The organism is Methylonatrum kenyense (genome assembly GCF_023195885.1).
GTDB classification, from domain to species: domain Bacteria; phylum Pseudomonadota; class Gammaproteobacteria; order Nitrococcales; family Aquisalimonadaceae; genus Methylonatrum; species Methylonatrum kenyense.
The window spans coordinates 348,702-369,623 of record NZ_JALPKO010000002.1 but is presented as its reverse complement, the minus strand read 5'-3'; the positions used below and the strand labels follow the sequence as shown (position 1 = coordinate 369,623).

Annotated in this window: 21 protein-coding genes; 11 read left to right on the top strand and 10 right to left on the bottom strand. The window is 64.8% G+C overall.

Translation table 11 applies throughout. From position 1 onward, the window contains the following. Positions 1 to 77: 77 nt before the first annotated feature. The 4 genes from M0534_RS03835 to M0534_RS03820 form a co-directional block, all read right to left on the bottom strand. Entirely contained in the window at positions 78 to 704 is a 627-nt protein-coding gene (locus tag M0534_RS03835; protein ID WP_248567089.1) for a response regulator transcription factor, read from the bottom strand. Beyond that, positions 701 to 2,131, bottom strand: a complete 1,431-nt coding sequence (locus tag M0534_RS03830; protein ID WP_248567088.1) for an HlyD family type I secretion periplasmic adaptor subunit — start codon at positions 2,129 to 2,131, stop codon at positions 701 to 703. The genes M0534_RS03835 and M0534_RS03830 overlap by 4 nt, the downstream gene beginning before the upstream one ends. Then, positions 2,128 to 4,326 (bottom strand): type I secretion system permease/ATPase, encoded by a 2,199-nt coding sequence (locus M0534_RS03825; protein WP_428348260.1) that lies wholly within the window; start codon positions 4,324 to 4,326, stop codon positions 2,128 to 2,130. Before M0534_RS03825 ends, M0534_RS03830 begins: the two co-directional genes overlap by 4 nt. Positions 4,327 to 4,438: 112 nt before the next feature. Further along, positions 4,439 to 6,190 carry a TolC family outer membrane protein gene (locus M0534_RS03820; protein WP_248567086.1) on the bottom strand — a complete coding sequence of 584 codons (1,752 nt, stop codon included), beginning with the start codon at positions 6,188 to 6,190 and terminating at the stop codon, positions 4,439 to 4,441. A 281-nt stretch (positions 6,191 to 6,471) separates the two neighbouring features. Between M0534_RS03820 and M0534_RS03815 the strand changes: the two genes are divergently transcribed. Continuing rightward, positions 6,472 to 6,993 carry an ATP-dependent zinc protease family protein gene (locus tag M0534_RS03815; RefSeq protein ID WP_428348258.1) on the top strand — a complete coding sequence of 174 codons (522 nt, stop codon included), beginning with the start codon at positions 6,472 to 6,474 and terminating at the stop codon, positions 6,991 to 6,993. 6 nt (positions 6,994 to 6,999) lie between these two features. Here M0534_RS03815 and M0534_RS03810 read toward each other — a convergent pair whose 3' ends face one another. After that, on the bottom strand, positions 7,000 to 7,842 hold the full coding sequence (locus tag M0534_RS03810; protein ID WP_248567085.1) for a M90 family metallopeptidase: 843 nt from the start codon (positions 7,840 to 7,842) through the stop codon (positions 7,000 to 7,002). 40 nt (positions 7,843 to 7,882) lie between these two features. On the opposite strand from M0534_RS03810, the gene M0534_RS03805 reads away from it, so the two are divergent. Then, positions 7,883 to 9,127 carry a TraB/GumN family protein gene (locus tag M0534_RS03805; protein ID WP_428348256.1) on the top strand — a complete coding sequence of 415 codons (1,245 nt, stop codon included), beginning with the start codon at positions 7,883 to 7,885 and terminating at the stop codon, positions 9,125 to 9,127. 165 nt (positions 9,128 to 9,292) lie between these two features. On the opposite strand, the gene M0534_RS03800 is transcribed toward M0534_RS03805, so the two are convergent. Next, complete coding sequence (locus M0534_RS03800; RefSeq protein ID WP_248567084.1) at positions 9,293 to 10,873, bottom strand: peptide chain release factor 3; 1,581 nt, start codon at positions 10,871 to 10,873, stop codon at positions 9,293 to 9,295. Positions 10,874 to 10,986: 113 nt separating this feature from the next. Between M0534_RS03800 and M0534_RS03795 the strand changes: the two genes are divergently transcribed. The 5 genes from M0534_RS03795 to M0534_RS03775 all read left to right on the top strand — a co-directional run bounded on the left by M0534_RS03795 (position 10,987) and on the right by M0534_RS03775 (position 14,766). Continuing rightward, positions 10,987 to 11,451, top strand: coding sequence for a TspO/MBR family protein (locus M0534_RS03795; protein ID WP_248567083.1), 465 nt, complete (start codon positions 10,987 to 10,989; stop codon positions 11,449 to 11,451). A gap of 7 nt (positions 11,452 to 11,458) precedes the next feature. Beyond that, positions 11,459 to 11,926, top strand: a complete 468-nt coding sequence (locus M0534_RS03790) for a YcgN family cysteine cluster protein (RefSeq protein ID WP_248567082.1) — start codon at positions 11,459 to 11,461, stop codon at positions 11,924 to 11,926. 93 nt (positions 11,927 to 12,019) lie between these two features. Beyond that, entirely contained in the window at positions 12,020 to 12,349 is a 330-nt protein-coding gene (gene cutA / locus M0534_RS03785) for a divalent-cation tolerance protein CutA (protein ID WP_248567081.1), read from the top strand. 31 nt (positions 12,350 to 12,380) lie between these two features. Continuing rightward, on the top strand, positions 12,381 to 14,252 hold the full coding sequence (gene dsbD / locus M0534_RS03780) for a protein-disulfide reductase DsbD (RefSeq protein WP_248567080.1): 1,872 nt from the start codon (positions 12,381 to 12,383) through the stop codon (positions 14,250 to 14,252). Between the two features lies 1 nt (position 14,253). Next, a complete protein-coding gene (locus M0534_RS03775; RefSeq protein WP_248567079.1) occupies positions 14,254 to 14,766 on the top strand; it encodes a TlpA family protein disulfide reductase in 513 nt (170 codons plus the stop codon). A gap of 108 nt (positions 14,767 to 14,874) precedes the next feature. Here M0534_RS03775 and M0534_RS03770 read toward each other — a convergent pair whose 3' ends face one another. The 3 genes from M0534_RS03770 to M0534_RS03760 all read right to left on the bottom strand — a co-directional run bounded on the left by M0534_RS03770 (position 14,875) and on the right by M0534_RS03760 (position 16,403). Next, the gene (locus tag M0534_RS03770; RefSeq protein ID WP_248567078.1) at positions 14,875 to 15,381 is read right to left on the bottom strand and encodes an ATP-dependent zinc protease family protein; all 507 of its coding nucleotides are present in this window, start codon (positions 15,379 to 15,381) and stop codon (positions 14,875 to 14,877) included. A gap of 75 nt (positions 15,382 to 15,456) precedes the next feature. After that, positions 15,457 to 15,888, bottom strand: coding sequence for a hypothetical protein (locus M0534_RS03765; protein WP_248567077.1), 432 nt, complete (start codon positions 15,886 to 15,888; stop codon positions 15,457 to 15,459). Between the two features lie 14 nt (positions 15,889 to 15,902). Next, entirely contained in the window at positions 15,903 to 16,403 is a 501-nt protein-coding gene (locus M0534_RS03760; protein WP_248567076.1) for an alpha/beta hydrolase, read from the bottom strand. 42 nt (positions 16,404 to 16,445) lie between these two features. On the opposite strand from M0534_RS03760, the gene M0534_RS03755 reads away from it, so the two are divergent. From M0534_RS03755 to M0534_RS03740, 4 genes are all read left to right on the top strand, one after another. Further along, positions 16,446 to 17,126, top strand: a complete 681-nt coding sequence (locus tag M0534_RS03755; protein ID WP_248567075.1) for a TetR/AcrR family transcriptional regulator — start codon at positions 16,446 to 16,448, stop codon at positions 17,124 to 17,126. 81 nt (positions 17,127 to 17,207) lie between these two features. After that, a complete protein-coding gene (locus M0534_RS03750; protein ID WP_345894697.1) occupies positions 17,208 to 18,254 on the top strand; it encodes a metal-dependent hydrolase in 1,047 nt (348 codons plus the stop codon). Then, complete coding sequence (locus M0534_RS03745) at positions 18,251 to 19,627, top strand: MFS transporter (RefSeq protein ID WP_248567073.1); 1,377 nt, start codon at positions 18,251 to 18,253, stop codon at positions 19,625 to 19,627. The genes M0534_RS03750 and M0534_RS03745 overlap by 4 nt, the downstream gene beginning before the upstream one ends. Beyond that, entirely contained in the window at positions 19,620 to 20,387 is a 768-nt protein-coding gene (locus tag M0534_RS03740; protein ID WP_248567072.1) for an NAD kinase, read from the top strand. Before M0534_RS03745 ends, M0534_RS03740 begins: the two co-directional genes overlap by 8 nt. Before the next feature lie 42 nt (positions 20,388 to 20,429). On the opposite strand, the gene M0534_RS03735 is transcribed toward M0534_RS03740, so the two are convergent. Further along, positions 20,430 to 20,897 (bottom strand): universal stress protein, encoded by a 468-nt coding sequence (locus M0534_RS03735; RefSeq protein ID WP_248567071.1) that lies wholly within the window; start codon positions 20,895 to 20,897, stop codon positions 20,430 to 20,432. Between the last annotated feature and the right edge of the window lie 25 nt (positions 20,898 to 20,922).

Below are 20,922 nucleotides of genomic sequence, written 5' to 3'. Positions count from 1 at the left end.
GCCTATTGGACCGATGGACAGGTGGAGGGGAAACGCGTCAGTGGAACCGGAGCTTGGCACTCCGGCGAGGGGATTCGCTACTGCGTGGTCTCGACCTCGGTCTGCGTGTTGCCGAGTCGAAGGGCCAGTTGCAGGCGGTCGCGGACCCCGAGTTTCTCGAACACAACGCCCAGGTGCGCCTTGACCGTGCGTTCGGTGATGTCGAGCGAGCGCGCAACCTCCTTGTTGCTGGCTCCGGTGACGACGGCCATAGCCACCTGGCGTTCTCGAGGGGTGAGCGAATCCAGCAATGAGGAATTCGGTGGTCGGCCATCAGAAAGACGCGCGGACACCGTGCGCACCACCAGCCGCAGCAGTTCCGGACCGACCCAGAGACCGCCGCTGCGCACGGCGGTGACCACCTGTTGCAGCACCTCCGCGGTGGCCAGGGCATGCAGGTAGCCGCGGGCACCGGCCTCCAGTGCCTGCAGGCCCTCTTCCTGATTCGGGTTCAGGCTCAGGCCCACCACAGTGGCGCCGGTGGCGGAGGCAGTCTCGATCTGCGCCTTCCAGTCGGGCAGGTCGGTGACGATCCAGACGCTGTCCGCGTCGGACAGGTCATCGAGCGAATCGGCCCTTTCGGCGAGCACAAGGTCGGGAAAGGCCGCACGCCAGCGTGCCGCCATGGAATCCGGTCGATGGCCAATGAAGACCTGTCTGCTCATCGCTCGCTCAGCGCGTTGGAGGTGGCCCGCAGGACCGGCTTCAGCAGGTACTGCAGGATCGTGTTCTTGCCAGTGAGTATATCGACCTGAGTCGTCATCCCTGGAATGATCGCGCGATCCTCGCCGAAATCCGCCTGCTCGGTGCGCACCCGCACCAGATAATAGGTGTTGTCGTTCTCGTCGGTAATCGTGTCGGCGCTAATGTGCTCCAGCGTACCGGTCATGCCGCCAAAGATCGTGAAGTCGTAGGCGCTGAACTTCACGGTCGCCTCCTGACCCGGGCGCAGGAAGGCGATATCCTTGGGCGGGATGCGTGCCTCCACCAGCAACTGGTCATCCATTGGTACGATTTCCACTACCTCGCCGCCGGGCTGCACCACGCCGCCGATGGTGTTGTGGTGTACGCGCTGCACGGTGCCGCGCACCGGTGCGCGGATCTCGGCCAGCCGCACCCGGTCGGCAAGTCCCAGGCCACCTTCGGACAGGCTGGCAAGGTCACCCAGCGCCTCGTTCAGGCTCTCGCGCCATTCGTTGCGCTTGCTGACCTCGACCTCGCGGATCTTGGTTTCCGCCTCGCTGATGGCCGACTGCAAACGCTGGATCTGGGACCGGGCCTGTTCCCGCTCACCGGAGGCATTGGACACTTCCCGCTCCAGGCGCAAAATGTCCACCTCGGACACCGCACCGGAACGCAGCATCGGCCGGGTCATCTCCAGCTCGCGCGAGGCCAGATCATGTGCACGTGAGGCCTGCCGTTCCCTGGCCCGCGCCTCGCTCAATTCCTCCTGCCGCTGCTGCAACTGGGATCGGGCAATCTCCAACTGTTCCTCCAGTTCCTCGATCCGCGTGCGGTAGAGCCGCTCCTCGCGTTGCGCAATCTCCGGCGACTCCTCCGCAACCTCGTCGGGCACCACGAACTCCTCGCCCTCGGTCAGCGCCCGCAGGCGATGCACCCGGGCCAGGGTGGACAGGTACTGCGCACGGCTTTCGCGGAAGGTGGAAACGAACCGGGTAGCCTCGATGCGCATCAGCACATCGCCGGCCTCGACCATGTCCCCTTCGCGTACGTTCACCTCTTCGATGACGCCGCCGTCCAGCGACTGCACCACCTGCAACTGCTGCGAGGGAATCACGCGGCCGTCGCCACGGGTGACCTCGTCCACTTCCGCGTAGGCGGACCAGATCACCAGCGCGATCAGGGTCAAAAAGACGCCGAACAGCAGCTTGCGCGCGCGCAGCGGCTCCTGCTGGATCCGCGCCCAGTCGGCGTCGGCCTCCCAGTCCGCCGGCAGCCGGTCGGCGGAACTCACCCAGCGTGAAAACAACCTGTCCACCAGTGAACGGCCGGGCTTCGCGCCCTTCTCGCTGACCTTGCCGACGAAATCGAACCCTTTCTGCTCGGCGGTAGCCGACTTCTTGCTGCTCATGATCGCGCGCTGCCAATCCGGCCCTGCCGCAATGCCTCGACGACCTGGTCCTTCGGCCCGTCGGCCACGATGCGGCCGGAGTCCACAACGATAATCCGGTCCACCAGCGCCAGCAGTGACGTCCTGTGTGTCACGACCACCAGTGTCCGGCCCTCAGAGATTTGACCGAGTCGCGTCTTGATTTCTTCCTCGGTGGCGTTGTCCATGGCGCCGGTGGGTTCATCCAGCAGCAGCATCGGCGGCTCGTGCAGCAACGCCCGGGCCAGCGCCACCGCCTGGCGCTGGCCGCCGGAGAGCTGCTGGCCGCGCTCGCCCACCGGCATGTCGAACCCCATTGGGTGACTGTTGACGAAACGCGCCAGGCCGGCGGCCTCGGCGGCTCGGATGATGTCCGCATCCTCGGCACGGACCGCCCCGGCGGCGATATTCTCGCGCAGGGTTCCGTGGAACAGCATGATGTCCTGCGACACATAGCCGACACTGCGCCGCAATTCGGCTGTGTCGAGCTGGCGCAGATCCACACCATCAATGGTGATCGTGCCGCTGCTGGGCTGGTACAGCCCCAGCACCAGCTTCTGCAGCGTGGTCTTGCCGGAGCCGGTGCGGCCTAGCACGGCGACATGCTCGCCCGCCTTGATGCGGAACGAGACGTCGCGCAGGGCATCCGATTCCTCGTTCGGATAACGGAAGTTGACGCCACGGAAAGCGATATCACCCTGGAAGGTGTCGCGACTGATCGGATGGCGGCCCTCGGGCCGCTCCACCGGCACCTGCATGATCTGATCCAGCGACTCCAGTGCCGTCGAGGCCTGATGGTACTGGGTCAGCAGCGCCGCGGTCTGCGAGATCGGCGCCATCGCCCGGGACGACAGCAGGTAGGCGGCGATCAGGCCACCCTGGCTGAGCTCGCCGGCCATGATCAGGTAGACGCCGATGATGATCACCGAGACCCCCACGGTATGCTGCGCCCAGGTGGCGCCGTTGCTGACCGAGGCGGACAGCAAGCGCAGGCTTGCCGCCGTGCGCGCCAGATAGGCGGTGGTCCGCTCCCAGATCAACTGGGTGCGCGACTCGGCGCCCAGGGTCTTGATGGTCTCCAGACCGTTCAGGCTCTCCACCAGGGTCGCGTTGCGTTGCGCCCCGGCTCGCCAGGCCTTTTCCGACAGGCTGTGCATCTTGCTCTGGATCGCCAGCCCGTAGAGCAGCACCACGGTACCGCCGATCAGGATCGGGATGATCAACGGCCAGCCGATGATCGCGATGATGCCGACGAACAGCAGCACGAACGGCAGGTCCACCAGCGACACCACGGTGGCCGAACCGATGAACGAACGCACCGACTCGAAGGACTGCATCATCGCGGCGAACGAGCCGGTGGACTGTGGCCGTGCCTCCATGCGCATCCCCAGAACGCGCTCCATCAATGAGGAAGAGAGCTTCACATCCGCCCTGCTGGCCGCCAGATCGACAAACGAGGCACGCATCACGCGCAGGATCAGATCGGCGGTCAGCACCAGGAAGACCCCGGCGGCGAGTACCCACAGCGTCTCGGTGGCCTGATTGGGTACAACCCGGTCATAGACGTTCATGACGAACAGCGGCATGGCCACTGCGAACAGGTTGATCATGACCGCCGCCAGCAGCACGTCGCGGTAGAGACGACGATTCTCGGCGATAACGCCCCAGAACCAGTGCTTCTCGCGCAGGTTCTTGCGAACTTCCGGCGTCCGCGCGTCGAAGCGGAAATTCGGCCGCGCCAGGATTGCCTTGCCGGTATAGCGCGCCGTCAACTCGTTCAGCGGCATGTCCACGGCGGCATCGTCAAGTTCCGGGAACGAGACCCGGGCCTGGCCCGCACTCCAGTCGACCTCCCAGAGGATGCACGCCTGATCGTCCTCCAGCAGCAGGATCGCCGGCAACAGGATCGGGTTCAGCTTGCGCAGCCGCTCGCGAACGACACGCGAGGACAGCCCCGCCCGTGAGGCGGCGCGATGAAATGTGGTGGGGGTGAGCTGACCGTTTTCCAGCGGCAGGCCGTGGACCAGGGCCTCGCCGGTGACGCTCCGGCCGTGGCTGTGCGCCACGGCAAGCAGACAGGCCAGCAGGCCGTCACCTTCGTAAAATTCCTCGGCCCGTGCGAAATGGGGTTCTACCACGTCCTGCCTTCCGCTCGCTGCGCGGAACAGCCACTGCATGTGCGGTGAGCCGTCCGGACAGACGCCTGACTGGCCATACGGCCAGTCAGGCGCCCTTCAACCAGTGGCACCGCCCGCAACGTGCAGGCGGCAACGTTACAGTGCCGGCCGTTCACTCGCCGTCGATGGTGATCTCCACCCGTCGATTCTGGGACCGACCGCGAGGGTTGTCGTTGCTGGCAACCGGATCTCTCGAACCACGCCCTTCGGTGTGGATACGATCCGCCGGAACGCCGCGCTCGACAAGGAAATCCTTCACACTCTGCGCGCGGGCCTCCGACAGCGGATCATTGATCGCGTCGGTACCGGTGCTGTCGGCATGTCCGACAATCAACACCCGCTCAAGGTTGCCCATGCGCTGCAACTGATCGGCCAGCCGATCCAGGTCTTCCTGGAACTGGTCCATCAGCTCGGCACTGTTGATCTGGAACAGTGTATCCGAGGCGAGCACCACATCCGGTTCGCGCTCCCGCATCTGCTCCAGGTCAGCGGTGAGCTGGTCCAGATCCATGTAACCCACCTCGTCCGGCGGGCAGACACTGTCGCCATCGGGCACAACCGGATCGGCGCCCACCTGCTCCAGTCCCGGCAGCAATGCCGGATCCTGGCTCAGGTCGAGTGCCGGCAACAGCCGGCCCATGGCATCCAGCACCCGCCCCTCGGCGATGGTCTGGTCGTGGATCGCATTGACGTAGGCACGGCTGGCCTGGAAGAACTCGTTCTCGGTGTCGAGCACGTCAAGCAGCGTGCGCTGACCGATATCGAACTGTTCCTTGAACGCCACGCGCACCTTTTCCACCGACAGGCGATGCTGGTTCAACGCATCCTTCTGCTGTGCCAGTCTGCGGCGATCGTTGAAGGCCACCTGGGCATCCTGCCGCAGGTCGATACAAGCCTGGTCACGCAGGTCCATGGCTTCGAACAATTCATTGGTGGCACGACTTACCGCTGCGCGATCCGAACCGCCGCGGAACAGGTTGAAGGAGAGCACCAGCTCCACCACGCCTCGATCTCCGGTGATGTCGCGGTCACCGGTGCCGAGGAACGGCTCGGCGTTGCGGTTGGTGGACTGCCGCGCCTGCAGGTCCAGACGCGGATGAAACGCGGAACGCTGGGTGCTGACATTGGCCTGGGCCGAGGAGATGTTCTCGATCGCGGCATGGAAGCCCGGGTTGCCCTCGTAGGCCATGGTCAGCACGTCACGCACATCTTCGGGGATCGAGCTGCCGTCCAGTTCGGTGCGCTCCAGATTATCCTGTGGCAACTCGCCGACAATCCGCTGGTAGCGGGCCGTGACGTCATGCAGGTTGGAGGCCTCGGTCAAGAGGTTGGATTCGGCCAGGGCCAGACGACCACTGATCTGCTCCAGGTCCACACCGCGGCCCACACCGGTGCGGGTCCGCTCCTCGATCTGGTCGAACACCTCGCGATGGCGGGCGTAGTTGTCGCGCGCCAATTCCACCAGAGTCTGCTGACGCACCACGTCTTCGTAGGCCCGCATGGCCTCGAGCGCGACATCGGAGGCGCCGTCGAGCAACTCGTAGTAGCGAACCAGACGCGCCTTGTCCAGCCGCTCCACTTCGCTGCGGGTGAAGAAGCCGTCGTACAGCATCTGGGTCAACTGGATCTCGGCGGTGCCGGTGGTGAAACTGCCGCGATTATCGCGCTCGCGGTACTCCCGGCCACCGCGCAGATTGAGATCGATGGACGGCAGATAACCGCCCCAGGCCTCGCGCCTCTCGTCGCCGGAGGCAGCGAAGGCGTGGTAAAGCGCCTGCACCTGCGGGTTGTTGTCGATGGCACGCTGCGCCGCCTCGGTGGCGTTGCTCGCAGCATGCAGGGAAGAGGAGAGCATGAGCCCCATGAGAGCGCCGGACGCCAATCCCACCCGACGGCTTGTTCTCGCCGTTTTAAACATTTTCACACCCCTTGTGAAAAAAACCGGCATGGCCGGTCTGTTCTTGTTTCGCCCACCCTGCTGGCCGCGTTTGCAGCCGTCCCCTGGCTTGCACGAATGGAATGCACGCGCGCAAGCTGTCTCCGTATTGAGACATGTTTGCATGGGCGATTCAAACCGATAATTGGTAGTAGCGTATAGTCCGGTCCACAAATGCGGGACACGTCACATTTCCGGGAGTCCGCCCTATGCTTTTTCACCCCCTCCGCAAACCGTTGACGCTGTCGGTGTTGACCGCCTGCCTCATGCTGATCGCCGGCCCGAGCCAGTCCACCGAACGCCAGATGGACATCCTGGGCTGGATCGAGACAGTGCAGTTGCAGGCCGGAGGATTCGCCGTCGACGCCAAGCTCGACACGGGTGCCGACAACTCCTCGCTGAACGCACCGGAGGTGGAGGAGTTCGAGAAGGATGGCGACACCTGGGTGCGCTTCACGGTCGGTAACGGCGAAGACGAGGAAGCCACCTTCGAGAAACCGCTGCATCGGACAGCACGAATCCGCAGCGCCAGCGGCACCAGCGAGCGGCCCGTCGTGAAAATGGAGATCTGCCTCGGCAATACCGTGCGGGAGGTGGAGGTCAACCTGGCGGATCGCAGCGGGCTCAGCTACCAGATGCTGATCGGCCGCAGTTTCATGAAGGACCACATCCTGGTTGACTCGGGCAGCAAGTACACCGCCGAGCCGAACTGCGGCGACGATGACGACTGAACCGGCTCAGCCCAGGCGCTCGTCGGGGCGCTGCCGGTAGAACAGGGCCAACTGGCGGTAGACCTCGGGATACAGCCGGCGCAGCCGGCCCGGTATCTCGAAAAAGCTCTCGCTGGCCACGGAGAAGAATTCCGCCGGACTCTCGGCCGCGTAGGTGTCCAGGCCGTCCGGATGTTCCCCGGCGAGGACACGGGCGGTGAAATCCGCGTAGGCATCGGTAAAGGCACTGGTCCAGTCCGCCAGGCGCATGTTGCCGTGCAGGGGCGGATGGCCATTGGCATCGCCGTTCAGCATGTCCAGCTTGTGCGCGAACTCGTGGATCACAACATTGAACCCGTCCGCGGCTCCGGCGTCGCGGACATCGTCCAGCGACAGCACGATCGGGCCACTGTCCCAGGCCTCGCCGGACAACGGCACGACGTCCTCGTGCTCCAGCCCCACCTCATCGCGGTAGCGATGACGGGCAACGAAGTTTCCGGGATAGACCACGATTGTCGCGCAGGCCTCGTACCAGTCCAGGCCCAGTTCCAGGATCGGTAGACAGGCCTGCGCCGCCAGAGACCAGACATCGCGCTCGCCGAGACGGACGTCGGCCACCTCCACCAGCTGAACCTTGTGCAGCAACAGCGTCGAGAGATCGCGCAGTGCCTGCTGCTGCGGCGGCTCCAGCCCGCGCAGCACCGGCAGGCTGCCGACAACTTCCAGCCATAGCGCCTGTGACGGCGCGCGGCGCTCGATGATCCGCTGGCGGCGCCAGGCCCGCAGTCGGTCAAGCAATTGGGATTCCTCATCTGTCCGCCGGCGAAACGCCGAACCTGCATCGTATTCCACCATGGCGGCCTGCGACATTCCCACCTGCGGCCGGCGCCTCGCAATACGGCACCCGGGCATGGATAATCATCGCCTTCGCGAAGCAGAGAGCGCCTTCATGTCGGACAGTGCCATTCAGGGCCCACGGGATATTGTCGATCTGGGCCAATGCCGTTACACCCTGCTGGGAACGGCGCATGTCTCGCGCGCCAGCGCCGAGGAGGTTGCCGAGCTGATCCAGTCCGGCGAGTTCGATGCGGTGGCCATCGAGCTGTGTCAGACCCGGCACCGCAGCATCGTCGACCCGGATGCAATGGCGCGCATGGACCTGTTCCAGGTGATCCGCAGCGGCAAGGCCGGCATGGTCGCGGCCAGCCTGGCACTCGGCGCCTTCCAGCAGCGGGTCGCGGAGCAATCCGGCATCGAGCCGGGCGCCGAGATGCGCATGGCAATCAGCGAAGCGGAGAAGGCCGGCATCCCGGTGCTGCTGGTCGACCGCGAGGTGGGCGTGACCCTGAAGCGCGTCTATCGCAGCGTGCCCTGGTGGCAGCGGATGGGGCTTATCTCCGGGCTGTTCGCAAGCCTGCTGTCGCGGCAAACCGTGAGCGAGGAAGAGATCGAGAGACTCAAGCAGGGCGACGTGCTGGAGTCCACCTTCAACGAATTCGCCGCACAGTCCGAAGCCCTCTACCGGCCGCTGATCGCCGAACGCGATCGCTTTATGGCGCTGCGGCTGGTGGAGAAAAACCCGGCCGGCCGCTATCGCAACGTGCTGGTTGTCATCGGTGCCGGGCACCTGAAGGGGCTGGGCGAGCACCTGCGGGCTGAACTCCCGGCAGACCCGGAACCCGAGCGGCGGTCACTGGAGGCGACACCGCCGCCAAGCAAGTGGACCGGCTATATACCCTGGATCATCGTGGCCCTGGTGCTAGCCGGTTTCGTGATCGGTTTCAGCCGCAACTTCGAGCTCGGCATGGAGCTGATCACCGACTGGTTCCTGATCAATGGCACCCTGTCCGCACTCGGGGTCGCGCTGGCCTGGGGCCACCCCGGCACCGTGATTGCCGCCTTCTTCGCCGCGCCACTGACCTCGCTCAACCCGACCATAGGAGCCGGCTTCGTCGCCGCCGGCGTGGAGCTCTACCTGCGCCGCCCGACCGTCTCCCATTTCGCCAGCCTGCGCCAGGACGTCGCCCGACTCCGCGGCTGGTGGACCAACCGCGTCTCACGCACGCTGCTGGTGTTCCTGTTCGCAACGCTGGGCTCGGCGGCGGGGACGTATATTGCGGGCTTTCGGATTTTTGAGCGGTTGGTTGGAAGCTGATAAGAAAAGTTTTCAGTGGTTCAGGTTTCAGTGTTCAGACAAACACGCGGCCACCGCCTGTAGATTGCAGGCCTGCAACGAGTACCCAACTGCCGGATGTTTGTCTGAAAACTGAACACTGAAACCTGAAAACGCCCGCGAGCATTGAGCGGCGCATGGCGCTGCTCAATGCTCGCGGGTTGCCTCAAACCTCACATCCGGCCAGCGTTCCCGGGTTAGGTCCAGGTTGACGCGGCTGGGCGCGAGGTAGGTGAGGTTGTCGCCGATATCCAGCGCCAGGTTGTCGCCGGCCTTGCGTTTGAAGTCCTCTAGCATTTTCGGGTCATCGCATTCCACCCAGCGGGCGGTGTTGATGGTCACCGGCTCGAACAACGCGTCGACGTTGTATTCTGCCTTTAGCCGGTAGGCGACCACGTCGAACTGCAGGACGCCGACGGCACCGACGATCAGATCATTGTTGTTCAGCGGCTTGAACAGCTGCGAGGCGCCTTCCTCGCAAAGCTGCTGGATCCCCTTCTGCAGGGCCTTCAGGCGCAGGGGGTCCTTCAGCACCACCCGGCGGAACAGCTCCGGCGCGAAATTAGGAATGCCGGTGAACTTGAGCGCTTCGCCCTCGCTGAAGGTGTCGCCGATCTGGATCGTGCCGTGGTTGTGCAGGCCGATGATGTCGCCGGGCCAGGCGTCCTCGGCGGCCTCGCGGTCCGAGGCCATGAAGGTGATGGCGTTGGCAATCTTCACGTCCTTGCCGATACGCACATGGCGCATCTTCATGCCGCGCTGGAAGCGGCCGGAACAGATCCGCATGAAGGCCACCCTGTCGCGGTGATTCGGGTCCATATTCGCCTGGATCTTGAACACGAAGCCGGTGAGCTTGTCCTCGGACGGCTCCACGTGCCGCTCCAGCGCCGGCCGCGGCTGCGGCGGCGGTGCGTAGCTGACGAAATCGTCCAGCAGTTCACGGATGCCGAAGTTGTTGATCGCCGAGCCGAAGAACACCGGCGTCAGCTCGCCGCGCCGATAGGCGTCCCTGTCGAAATCGTGGCTGGCGCCGCGGATCAGCTCGATTTCCTCGCGCAATTCCTCGGCCATGCCACCGAACAGTTCGTCCAGGCGCGGGTTGTCCAGCCCCTCGATCACCTCGCCCTGCTGCACCTTGCCGCCGTGGGTGGGGCTGAATAGGTGCACGGTCTGATTGTAAAGGTGGTACACGCCCTTGAAGCGCTTGCCCATGCCGATGGGCCAGGTGATGGGGGCGCACTGGATGCCCAGCACCGATTCCACCTCGTCCATCACCTCCATCGGATCGCGGCCCTCGCGGTCCAGCTTGTTGATGAAGGTCATGATCGGCGTGTCGCGCAGCCGGCAGACCTCCATCAGCTTGATGGTGCGCTCCTCGACGCCCTTGGCCGCATCGATCACCATCAGCGCGGAATCGACCGCGGTCAGCACCCGGTAGGTGTCCTCCGAGAAATCCGCGTGACCCGGCGTATCCAGCAGATTCACGACGCAGTCGCGGTAGGGAAACTGCATCACCGAAGAGGTCACCGAGATGCCGCGTTCCTTTTCCATGGCCATCCAGTCCGAGGTGGCATGGGCCGACGCCTTGCGGCCCTTGACGGTGCCCGCGACCTGTATCGCACCCCCGTAGAGCAGCAGCTTTTCGGTCACCGTGGTCTTGCCGGCATCCGGGTGCGAGATGATGGCGAAGGTCCGGCGTCGGTTCACCTGTTCAGCAAGGGCGCTCATCGGGTTCCTGATCCTGCCTGCGAATGGGGTGCGAAGACGGGGCTGTCTCCGCGGAGGGCGCAGAGTATACAGTTAGGCGCTGTCTGATCCGACCCCGACGTTGGAGTCCTCGCATGTCCATTGCCCGACTGCCCGCGCTGCTGGCCTGGCTGGTGATTTGCTTCGCGGTAGCCGCCTTCGGTGCCTGGTTCACGCCGGGCGAATGGTATGCGGCCATCGACAAGCCGCCGTGGACGCCGCCAAATTGGCTCTTCGGACCCGTGTGGACCGCGCTCTACGCGATGATGGCGGTGGCGGCCTGGCTGGTCTGGTGCCGCCGCGAGCAACCGGGGGCCGGCACCGCGCTGGGTCTGTTCGTCGCACAGTTGATCGTGAACGGGCTCTGGTCCTGGCTGTTCTTCGGCCTGCACTGGGTCGGGCTGGCGCTGCTGGACCTGCTGCTGCTCTGGGTCCTGCTGCTGGCAACGCTGGTGGCCTTCTTCCGGCAACACCGACTGGCCGGCTGGCTCTTGGTGCCGTACTTGCTCTGGGTAAGCAATGCGGTCAGCCTGAACGCTGGTATCTGGGTGCTGAACTGAGCGCGCCATGAGCGACGAGGCCTTCTGGAAACACGTGCCGCTGGCGCAGATGAGCGAGCGTCAGTGGGAATCGTTGTGCGACGGTTGCGGCCGCTGTTGTCTGCAGAAACTCGAGGACGAGGACACCGCCGAGGTCGTGCACACGGACATCGCCTGCCGCCTGCTGGACACGCAGAGCTGCCGCTGCGGCGACTACACGAATCGCTTCGGGCGGGTGCCGGAGTGCCTCCACATGACCCTGAACACCGCCCGCTATGCCGACTGGCTGCCGCCAAGCTGCGCTTACCGGCGGCTGGCCGAGGGCCGGGATCTGGCCTGGTGGCACCCGTTGGTTTCCGGTGACCCGGAGACCGTGCACCGGGCCGGCGTATCGGTGCGCGGCCGCGTGGTCAACGAGCAGCATGTGCACCCCGAACACATCGAGGAGCGGATCGTCGACTGGCCGGCTCAGCCGCCGGACCCGGACGAGCGCTGACCCACCGCTACCGATTGATTCGCGCGCGGCATCCCAAACGCTGCATCCATTGCTACAATCGCGCATCGCGGAGATTGCGACGAGGGTCAACCCATGAGCGCCGAACACCTGGTGGGCCTTTCCACCTGTCCGGATGCGGACACCGCCAACGAAATCGCCGACACCCTGGTGGAGGAAAATCTTGCCGCCTGCGTGAACATCATCCCCGGCCTGACCTCGGTCTACCGCTGGAAGGGTGAAACCTGCCGCGACCAGGAGTGGCTGCTGGTGATGAAGACCACCCGCGGGCGCTGGAAAAAGCTGGAGGAAACCGTGCTCCGGCTGCATCCGGACGAACTGCCCGAGGTCATTGCGCTGCCGATCAGTACCGGGCTGAACGACTACCTGGCCTGGGTCGGCTATCAAACCACCGCCGAGGGCTGAACGCCGCGACCTGTCGCAGGTCTATCCGAACATGCCAACACTGCGCTTCCATCACCTGCCGCTGTTGCTGCTGATGCTCTGCATCGGCCTGCTGCTGCCTGCCACCGCGACCGCGGTGGACGGCGGCAACGGTGGCGATATCCCGATGTACCAGGAAGGCAGCAGCCAGTCCTCGGGACTGCGGGCCCTGTTTGGTGGTGGCGGCGACGATGACCTGCTGCCACCGGATCAGGCCTTCCCGTTCTCGGCGGAACTGATTGGCGACGACATCATCATTGCCCGCTGGCGCACCGCCGACGGCTACTACCTGTACCGCGACAGGCTCGATTTCGCCGTCGACGGCGCCGAGATTGCCGGCTACGAAATGCCGGACGGCATCAAGAAGGACGATCCCAACTTCGGGATGATGGAGGTCTACTACGGCACCCTGGAGGTCTACATCCAGCTCGACGGGCCGGTGGACGGCGATCGCGTCGTGCTGCACGTGGATTATCAGGGTTGTGCCGACAACGGCGTGTGTTATCCGCCGATGCAGAACAGCTTCGATATGGCGGCGGGCTCCCAGAGTACCGGCTTCACCGCTGGCGGCGGTCCGGGTGGCGGCGCCAATGGCGGCATCGCCGGATTGCCTGGAGGGGATCTGCAGGGCCTGCTCGGTGGCGGCAGCCTGCCGCTGATCCTCGGCGGCTTCTTCATGGCCGGCCTGCTGCTGGCCTTCACCGCCTGCATGTACCCGCTGATCCCTATCCTGTCCGGCATCATCGCCGGCGACGCCAAACGATCAAGCGGCCGCGCATTCCTGCTGTCGCTGGTGTTCATCCAGGCCACCGCCGTCACCTATGCACTGGCCGGAACCGCGGCCGGCATGACCGGCTCGGCGATCCAGGCCGACCTGCAGGGTCCCTGGGTGCTGGGGGTCTTTTCGGCCCTGTTCGTGTTCCTGGCGCTGGCCATGTTCGGCGTCTTCAATCTGCAGATGCCAACGGCCATCCAGAACCGGCTGGGCGCGCTGTCCCGCCGGCAACGCGGTGGCACCTTCATTGGCGCCGGCATCATGGGCGTGTTGTCGGCATTGATCGTCGGCGCCTGCTCCGGCCCCGCCCTGATCGCCGCGCTGGCCTTCATCAGCAACACCGGCGATGCGGTGCTCGGCGGTCTGGCACTGTTCGCGATGGGTAACGGCATGGGTCTGCCGCTGCTGCTGATCGGCACCGCGGCAGGCCGCTGGCTACCCCGCTCCGGCCCGTGGATGATCACCGTCCGCCGGGTGTTCGGCGTGATCTTCATCGGTGTCGCCATCTGGATGCTTGGTCGCCTGCTGCCCGACCAGGTGGCACTGGCACTCTGGGCCATGCTCCTGTTCGGCGTTGCCGGCTGGCTGCTTAGTGCCGTGTTCCGGCGCCAGGTCGGTGGTGGCGCCGGCATCGCTCGCGGCCTGGCCGGAACGGCGGCCGGCGTCTGGGGTGCAGTGCTGATCACCGGTGCCGCCATCGGTGGCCACAGCTTCTGGACACCGCTGGCGGTCGACGATCGCGAGCCGCTGCCGTGGCGCGTGGTCGAGAACGTCGAGGAACTGGAGCAGGTCATCGCGTCTGCCAATGCCGATGATCGTGCGGTGATGGTGGATGTGTACGCGGACTGGTGCGTCTATTGCGTGCAACTGGAACGGAACACCTTCGCCGATCAGACGGTCCGCGATGCGCTGGAGGACACCAAGCTGGTGAAGGTGGATGTCACCGGCATGAACAGCTCCCACCGGGCCCTGCTGGAACACCTTAACGTGTTCCTGCCGCCCGCCGTGATCTTCTACGGCAGCGACGGCCAGGAACGCGAAGACAAGCGGGTCGTCGGCTTCATGCCGCCGGATGAGTTCGTGCAGGTTGTGGAGGCGGCGCGGGAATAATATGCCGAAACTGATCACCCTTTTACTCGTTATTGTGCTCGGTGCCGCCGCCGGCGCTGGCGGTTTCCTTGCCTGGACGGCCTGGCAGGAGCGCGGCCCGGAGACACGGCCCGAGTTTGTGCTGCCTGATCTTGACGGCGAGGAACGCTCGATCAGCGAGTGGGATGGCTACCTGGTGGTGCTGAACTTCTGGGGCAGCTGGTGCCCGCCCTGCGTGCACGAGATTCCGATGTTCATGGAACTGCAGGACGAGTACGAGGAACGGGGCGTGCGCTTCCTCGGCGTTGCCATGGACCGCGAGGACGATGCCCGCGATTTCTATGCCGAGTTCGAGGTCAATTACCCCAGCCTGATCGGCGTACAGGCCGTTTCCGAAATCCTCGAGACCTACGGCAACCAGAGCGGCACGTTGCCGTACACCGTCATCATCGACCAGGACGGCCATATCGTGCATCGCTTCGCCCGCGAGATCACGCGGGAGGAGTTAGAGCCGGTGATTAACGCTCATCTATGATGAGCGAGTGTTCAGTGGTTCAGGTTTCAGTGTTCAGACAAACATTCGGCTAACGGCCATGCGTTGCAGATCTTCGACGTCTGAAAACTGAACACTGAAATCTGAAAACTAACATCCAGGTTTTACCGTCCGGTCATGCTCCGAGCTGACCAGTACCCCCTCCGAGAGGAACGTCCGGCCGACCAGGATTGGATAGGTCAGCGCGCTGCGGTCGGTCAGCGTGAAATCGGTTTCCTCGTACTGATCGGCAACGCAGAGACCGATCTTTACCACATACCGCGTTTCCTGGCCGCTGGCCTGGGTCACCTCGATTTCGTCCTCCAGCGGCAGCTCGAAATCGTGTTTGCCGCCGTCATGGTCGTCGAACAGGAACCGCACCCAATCCTCACCGTCCTTGTCGAAGGTCTCGATGTCCCGCGCATGCAGGGAGCTGCGCCGTGCCCCGGTATCGAGCCGCGCCTGCGCCGGAATATCGTCCGGCATGAGCCGCACGTCCTCGACGTGACCCAATACCTCTTGTTCCTCCAGCTCGGCCGAGGAGATACCGTCGCCCGCGGCGAGGATCAACGGCAAGGTGGCTAGCAGCAGGCCGGGCAGGATCAGAAATCGGGGCATGGGCAGTCTCCGTTAATGGGATCAGAAAGAACCGGGAACGGTTTCCCGACCGCGAAACCCTGTCGATCGTTCCGATCACCGGTCCCGCGGCATGCGTGCCGCATGGGTGCGGATCCACAAGGTCAGTGGAATCCGGGCGACCAGCAACAGCATGGCCAGCCAGAAGCCCCAGGCCAGGCCGTCGACACCGCCTTCCGGGGCCGACCAGCCCAGCACCAGCCCGATCACGGCGGGGACGAGGCCGACGATGACCCCGAGATCCAGCAACAGCAGGCGTGACCAGGTACCCCGGTCGACAACGACCACCAGCACCGCGGCTACCAGCAGCCCGATCAGCAGCACCAGCGACACCGTGGTCCAGGCGCCACCGATTGCGGCAATGCTCAGGTCCTCGGCCTCGCGCAGACGCAGCACCGGCACATACAGCACACTGGCCGCGATCAGGGCCAGCACGCCGTGCAGCAGGGGCGCCAGTCGCGGTGGCGTCTTGCGTATCGAATCACTCATCGGTTTTTCCGTGCTCATGCCTGCAAGCGGTCCAGGAAGTTCTCGAACAGGGCGCTGACCTCATCCAGCCGCGAGTTCAGTGCGTGTTCGGCGTCGACCAGCGTCAATGGTGCCCGATGCCGCTCACTCCAGCGATAAACAACGTCGTGCGGAATGATCTCGTCCTGCCAGCCGTGCACGACGGACACCACCGGTGCCCGCGGTGTGGTATCGGCTTCATAGCCGGGAATATCCACCGCCGGAGCCATCAGAAACAGGCCGTCGGGCTGCAAGCTGCCACTCGCCACGGCAGCGACGTAACCGCCCATGCTGGAACCCACCAGCGCGAGTCCCTCGTCCACTGGAGGGCGCAGCGACAACAGGTGACGCACCCGCTCGTCGGGGTCCATCGTAAACCCGTAGTCCGGGCTCTCGACGTTCAGCCCCCGATCTCTGGCCTGCTCCGCCAGCGCGCTGATCTTCCGCCCCCAGGGGCCACTTTCCTTGCCGTGGGCAAACCAGACGTGTCGAATCATGTCACTTCCTGCTTGTCAGTTCCGGAAACCGGCGAGTTTACGATGTTGGCTTTCTATACTCAGCCCCATGATGGTCTTGTTGCGAGAATGACACCGATGAACCCGACCCGTGACCAGATAGTCGATGCCGCCGTGGAGCTCGCCGAGCAGGCGGACTGGGAGTCGGTGCGCCTGCAGGACGTGGCGCACCGACTGGACTGCCCGCTGCAGGAGCTGTCCAATCACTTTCGCGAAAAGGAGGAGCTGGCCGACGCCTGGTTTGACCGCGCCGACCAGGCCATGCTGCGGGCCGCCGCCGACCCGGCACTGGTCAGCCTGCCGGTGGAGTCACGCCTGGAGCACCTGTTGTTCTGCTGGCTCGATGCCATGCAGGCACGCCATCGTGTGACCCGGCAAATGATCCTCGGCAAGCTGGAACCAGGCCACATCCACATCCAGATTCCGTCTGTGCTTCGCATCAGTCGCACGGTACAGTGGCTGCGCGAGGCGGCCCACTGCAATGCCAGCGGCTTGCGCCGGGCGCTGGAGGAAACCGCGCTGACCAGCCTGTTTGTCTCCAGCTTCGTGCTCTGGCTGCGTGATGCGGAGTCAGGGCCGGAGCAGGCACGTGCACTGTTCCGCCGGGGGGTGCACGGTATCAACCGGCGTTTCGGCTGGCAGGCCGCGACAATTCTGGAGGCCCTGCCGCCAGCACAGGCCACGTCGCCGGATCGTGTGAACTAGGCGGCGGCCGACAGCAGGGCCCGACGATCCGGCCGGCCGAGTGCCTGCAAGTTAGTAGAACAGCCATCTGGAGAGTACCGTCTGGATACCCTGACTCACGCCATCAGCGGCGCCGTGCTTGCCCGTGCCACCGCGCCGGAACACCGGGTCAACACGCTGTCCTTGCGCGAGCGCACCATCGTCGGCTTCATCGCCGGCGGGGCGCCGGACGCGGATATCCTGATCCGGCTCTGGGGCCAGGTGGCGTATCTGGAGCAGCATCGCGCCGAAACCCATTCACTGTTGCTGCTGCCGGCTTGGGCCTGGGTGCTGGCGATCGGTTTCGCCCTGCTCGGTGGCCGGCGGCATTCCTGGAAAGCCTATTACGGCGTCTGCTTCCTGGGCCTGGGGATCCATATCCTCGGCGACCTGATCACCAGCTACGGCACCCAGATCCTGGCGCCGCTCAGCAACTGGGCCCCGGGCTTCAACACGACGTTCATCATCGACCCCTGGTTCTCGGCCATCCTGGTGCTCGGCCTGCTGCTGTCACTGGTCTGGCGACCCCGCCTCGCGGCCAGCCTGACGCTGGTCGCGATTACCGCGGCGGTGCTGCTGCAGTACACCCAATACCGGGCTGCGCTGGCGGTCGGTATTGCCCAGGCGGAACAGCGGGGCCTGACCGTCGAGCGCATCGAGGCCTACCCGCAGGCGCTTTCCTGGTTCAACTGGAAGGTCATCATCAGCGAACCGGAGCGACACACTCTGGCGCGGTTCAATCTGCTGCGCAGCGAGGCTCTTGCCGACCCGGGTCCGGACGCCGGCTTCCTGCGCCGGCTGCATGCCGCCTATCCGCCGGTGGAGCAGGCCGTCTGGCAGAGCTATCGGAAATTCGGCGACGGCGAGGAAGACGCCGCGGCCCGCACCGTCTGGGCCGAGGATGCGATGCAATTCTACCACTGGTTCGCCGACGCGCCGGCGCTGTATGCGATCGAGACCGTCGACGGCGAACGCTGCGTCTGGTTCCGTGATCTACGCTTCCAGACTCCGGGCATGCGCACGCCGTTCACCTACGGTATGTGCCGCAGTGGTGCCGATGACTGGCAGCGCTACCGGCGCACCGCCGACGGTCGCGAACGCCTGCGATGAGCCAGATCGGACTCAGTCGGCCAACGCAACGCGCGCCGAAGCGGGAGATCTTCGGCTGGGCCATGTTCGATTTTGCGAACCAGGCCTACACCCTGCTGATCGTCACCGTGATTTTCGGCGAGCTGTTCACCACCGTGATCGTCGGTGATCGCGGCGACGACTACCGCCTTGGCAACCTGCTCTGGAGCCTGTCGATTTCCACCGGCTACCTGCTGGTGGTGATCAGCGCGCCGCTGTTTGGCGCGATCATGGACTTCTCGGCCGCCAAGAAGCGCTTCCTGTTTGCCAGCTACGTGCTGACCGTGATCAGCACCGCCCTGCTCTATTTCGTCGCACCCGGTTACATCGTGCTCGGTATGCTGCTGCTGGTGGTCTCCAACTACGCCTATTCGGTGGGCGAGTCATTCATCGCCTCCTTCCTGCCGGAGCTGGGGCCGTCCAGGGATCTCGGAACGATTTCCGGCATTGGCTGGGCGCTGGGCTATGTCGGCGGCCTGTTCGCAGCGGGCTTCACGCTGGCCTATCTGGGTGACGCCACGGCCGAGAACTTCGACCGGATCCGCTGGGTTGGCCCGTTCGCCGCCGCATTTTTCCTGGTGGCCGCGATTCCGACCTTCGTCTGGCTGAAGGAACGCGGCGTGCCGCGCGCACTGCCCGCCGGCCAAACCTATTTCCGTGCCGGACTGGCGCGCCTGCAGACCACCTGGGAAGAATTACGGCAGTTCCGCGACCTCAGCATCTTCCTGGTCTCCGTGCTGTTCGCAATGGCCGGCATCTCGATCATCATCACCTTCGCCTTCATCTACGGCGCACAAGTCATCGGCTGGGATGAATCGGTGCGCAACATCATGTTCATCGTGGTACAGATCACCGCCGCCGTGGGCGCCATCGGCTTCGGCTTCCTCCAGGATCGACTTGGAGCGAAGTTCACCTACCAGTGCGCGCTCGGACTCTGGGTGCTGGCCATCCTGGCGATCTGGGGCACGCCCGTGGTCACCGAGGCCATCAACGCGGCCTTCGGCGTTGACTGGGAGGCGCAACACCTGTTCCTGGTGGTGGGCTGCCTGGCCGGGCTAAGCCTGGGTTCCAGCCAGTCCGCCAGCCGCGCTCTGGTCGGCATTCTGGCGCCGGCCAGCAAGGCCGCCGAGTTCTACGGTTTCTGGGGCCTCGCCAACAAACTCGCCGGCGTCATCGGTATACTCGGGCTTGGCCTGCTGCAGGCGGCAGTCGGGCTACAGGCGTCGATCCTGTTCTGCGCCGCCCTGTTTATCATGGCAATGCTGATCTGCCTGGCGGTCAGCCAGGCCCGGGGCCAGGCACGCGCCGAGGAATGGGACAGCCGCAACAAGAACAACGGGTTTACGCATGTCTGATCCACGCATTGCCATCGTTGCCAGTACCTCAGAGGCGGCACAGCGCACCGCAGAAGTATTGCGTCGATGCCATGGCGATGTGCCCGCCACTGAGGCAGACGTGATCATCGCGCTCGGTGGCGATGGGCTGATGCTGCGCACGCTGCACCGCTACATGAATCTCGGCAAACCGGTGTTCGGCATGAACTGCGGCAGCGTCGGCTTCCTGATGAATTCGGCCAGGGACAACGGCCTGCTGGAGCGCCTGGACCGCGCCGAGCCGGTCACCATCAAGCCGCTGCACATGCAGGCCCGGACGGCCAGCGGCAGCCTGCGCGAGGCACGCGCGATCAACGAGGTCTCGCTGCTTCGTGAAACTCGGCAGACTGCCAAAATCCGCATCAGCGTCGATGGCGTGGTGCGGCTGGGGGAACTCACAGCCGACGGCGTTCTGGTCTCAACGCCTGCCGGCAGCACGTCCTACAACCTGTCAGCGGACGGACCGATCCTGCCATTGCGTGCCGCCATCATGGCGCTCACCCCGATTGCCGCGTTCCGCCCACGGCGCTGGCGCGGCGCGGTACTGCACAACAGTGCACATGTGGAATTCGAGATCCTGCAGGCGACCAAGCGCCCGGTCAGTGCGGTGGCGGATTTCACCGAGGTGCGGGACGTGCGCTACGTCTCGGTGCGCGAAGACAATGCCCACGCCCTGACCCTGCTGTTCGACCCGGAGCACAATCTGGAGGAGCGCATCGTCAAGGAACAGTTTGAGCCCTGATCCAGTGTGGCGCATCGCTTCCGTGACAACGGCGGCCTGCGATTAATCCATCGGCGGCAGGTGCCGTGCCTGATCCTCGCCCAGTTCCACATCGTGTACCACCAGAACAGGCTGCTTCGCATGACGCACCAGCCATTCGGTGGCGGAACCATGCAATACCTGTTTGATACCGCTGCGGCCGCGCGTACCCATCGCGATCATGTCGGCATCCCAAAGGTCCGCCTGTTCGCCGATACGGTCGGCGGCGTTGCCGATCTCCACCACGGACTCCTCACCATCGCGCAGCCAGGCGTCAAGGCGCTCCTGCGCCCGTTTCTCGGCCAGGGTCCGCTCATCCCCCGCGAGCATCGGATTGGTGACGGCATTGTCTTCTTCCTCGGCGAGGCTCCCCGGATCAATCACATGCAACAGTCGGATCGTGGCCTCGGGGGGACAGAAATCGCGGACCACCGCGACAGCCCTAGCCGAGGGCATCGTGAAATTCACGGGAACCAGAATCCGCCGCAGCATAGGTCTCTCCTCGTCGTCGTGAATC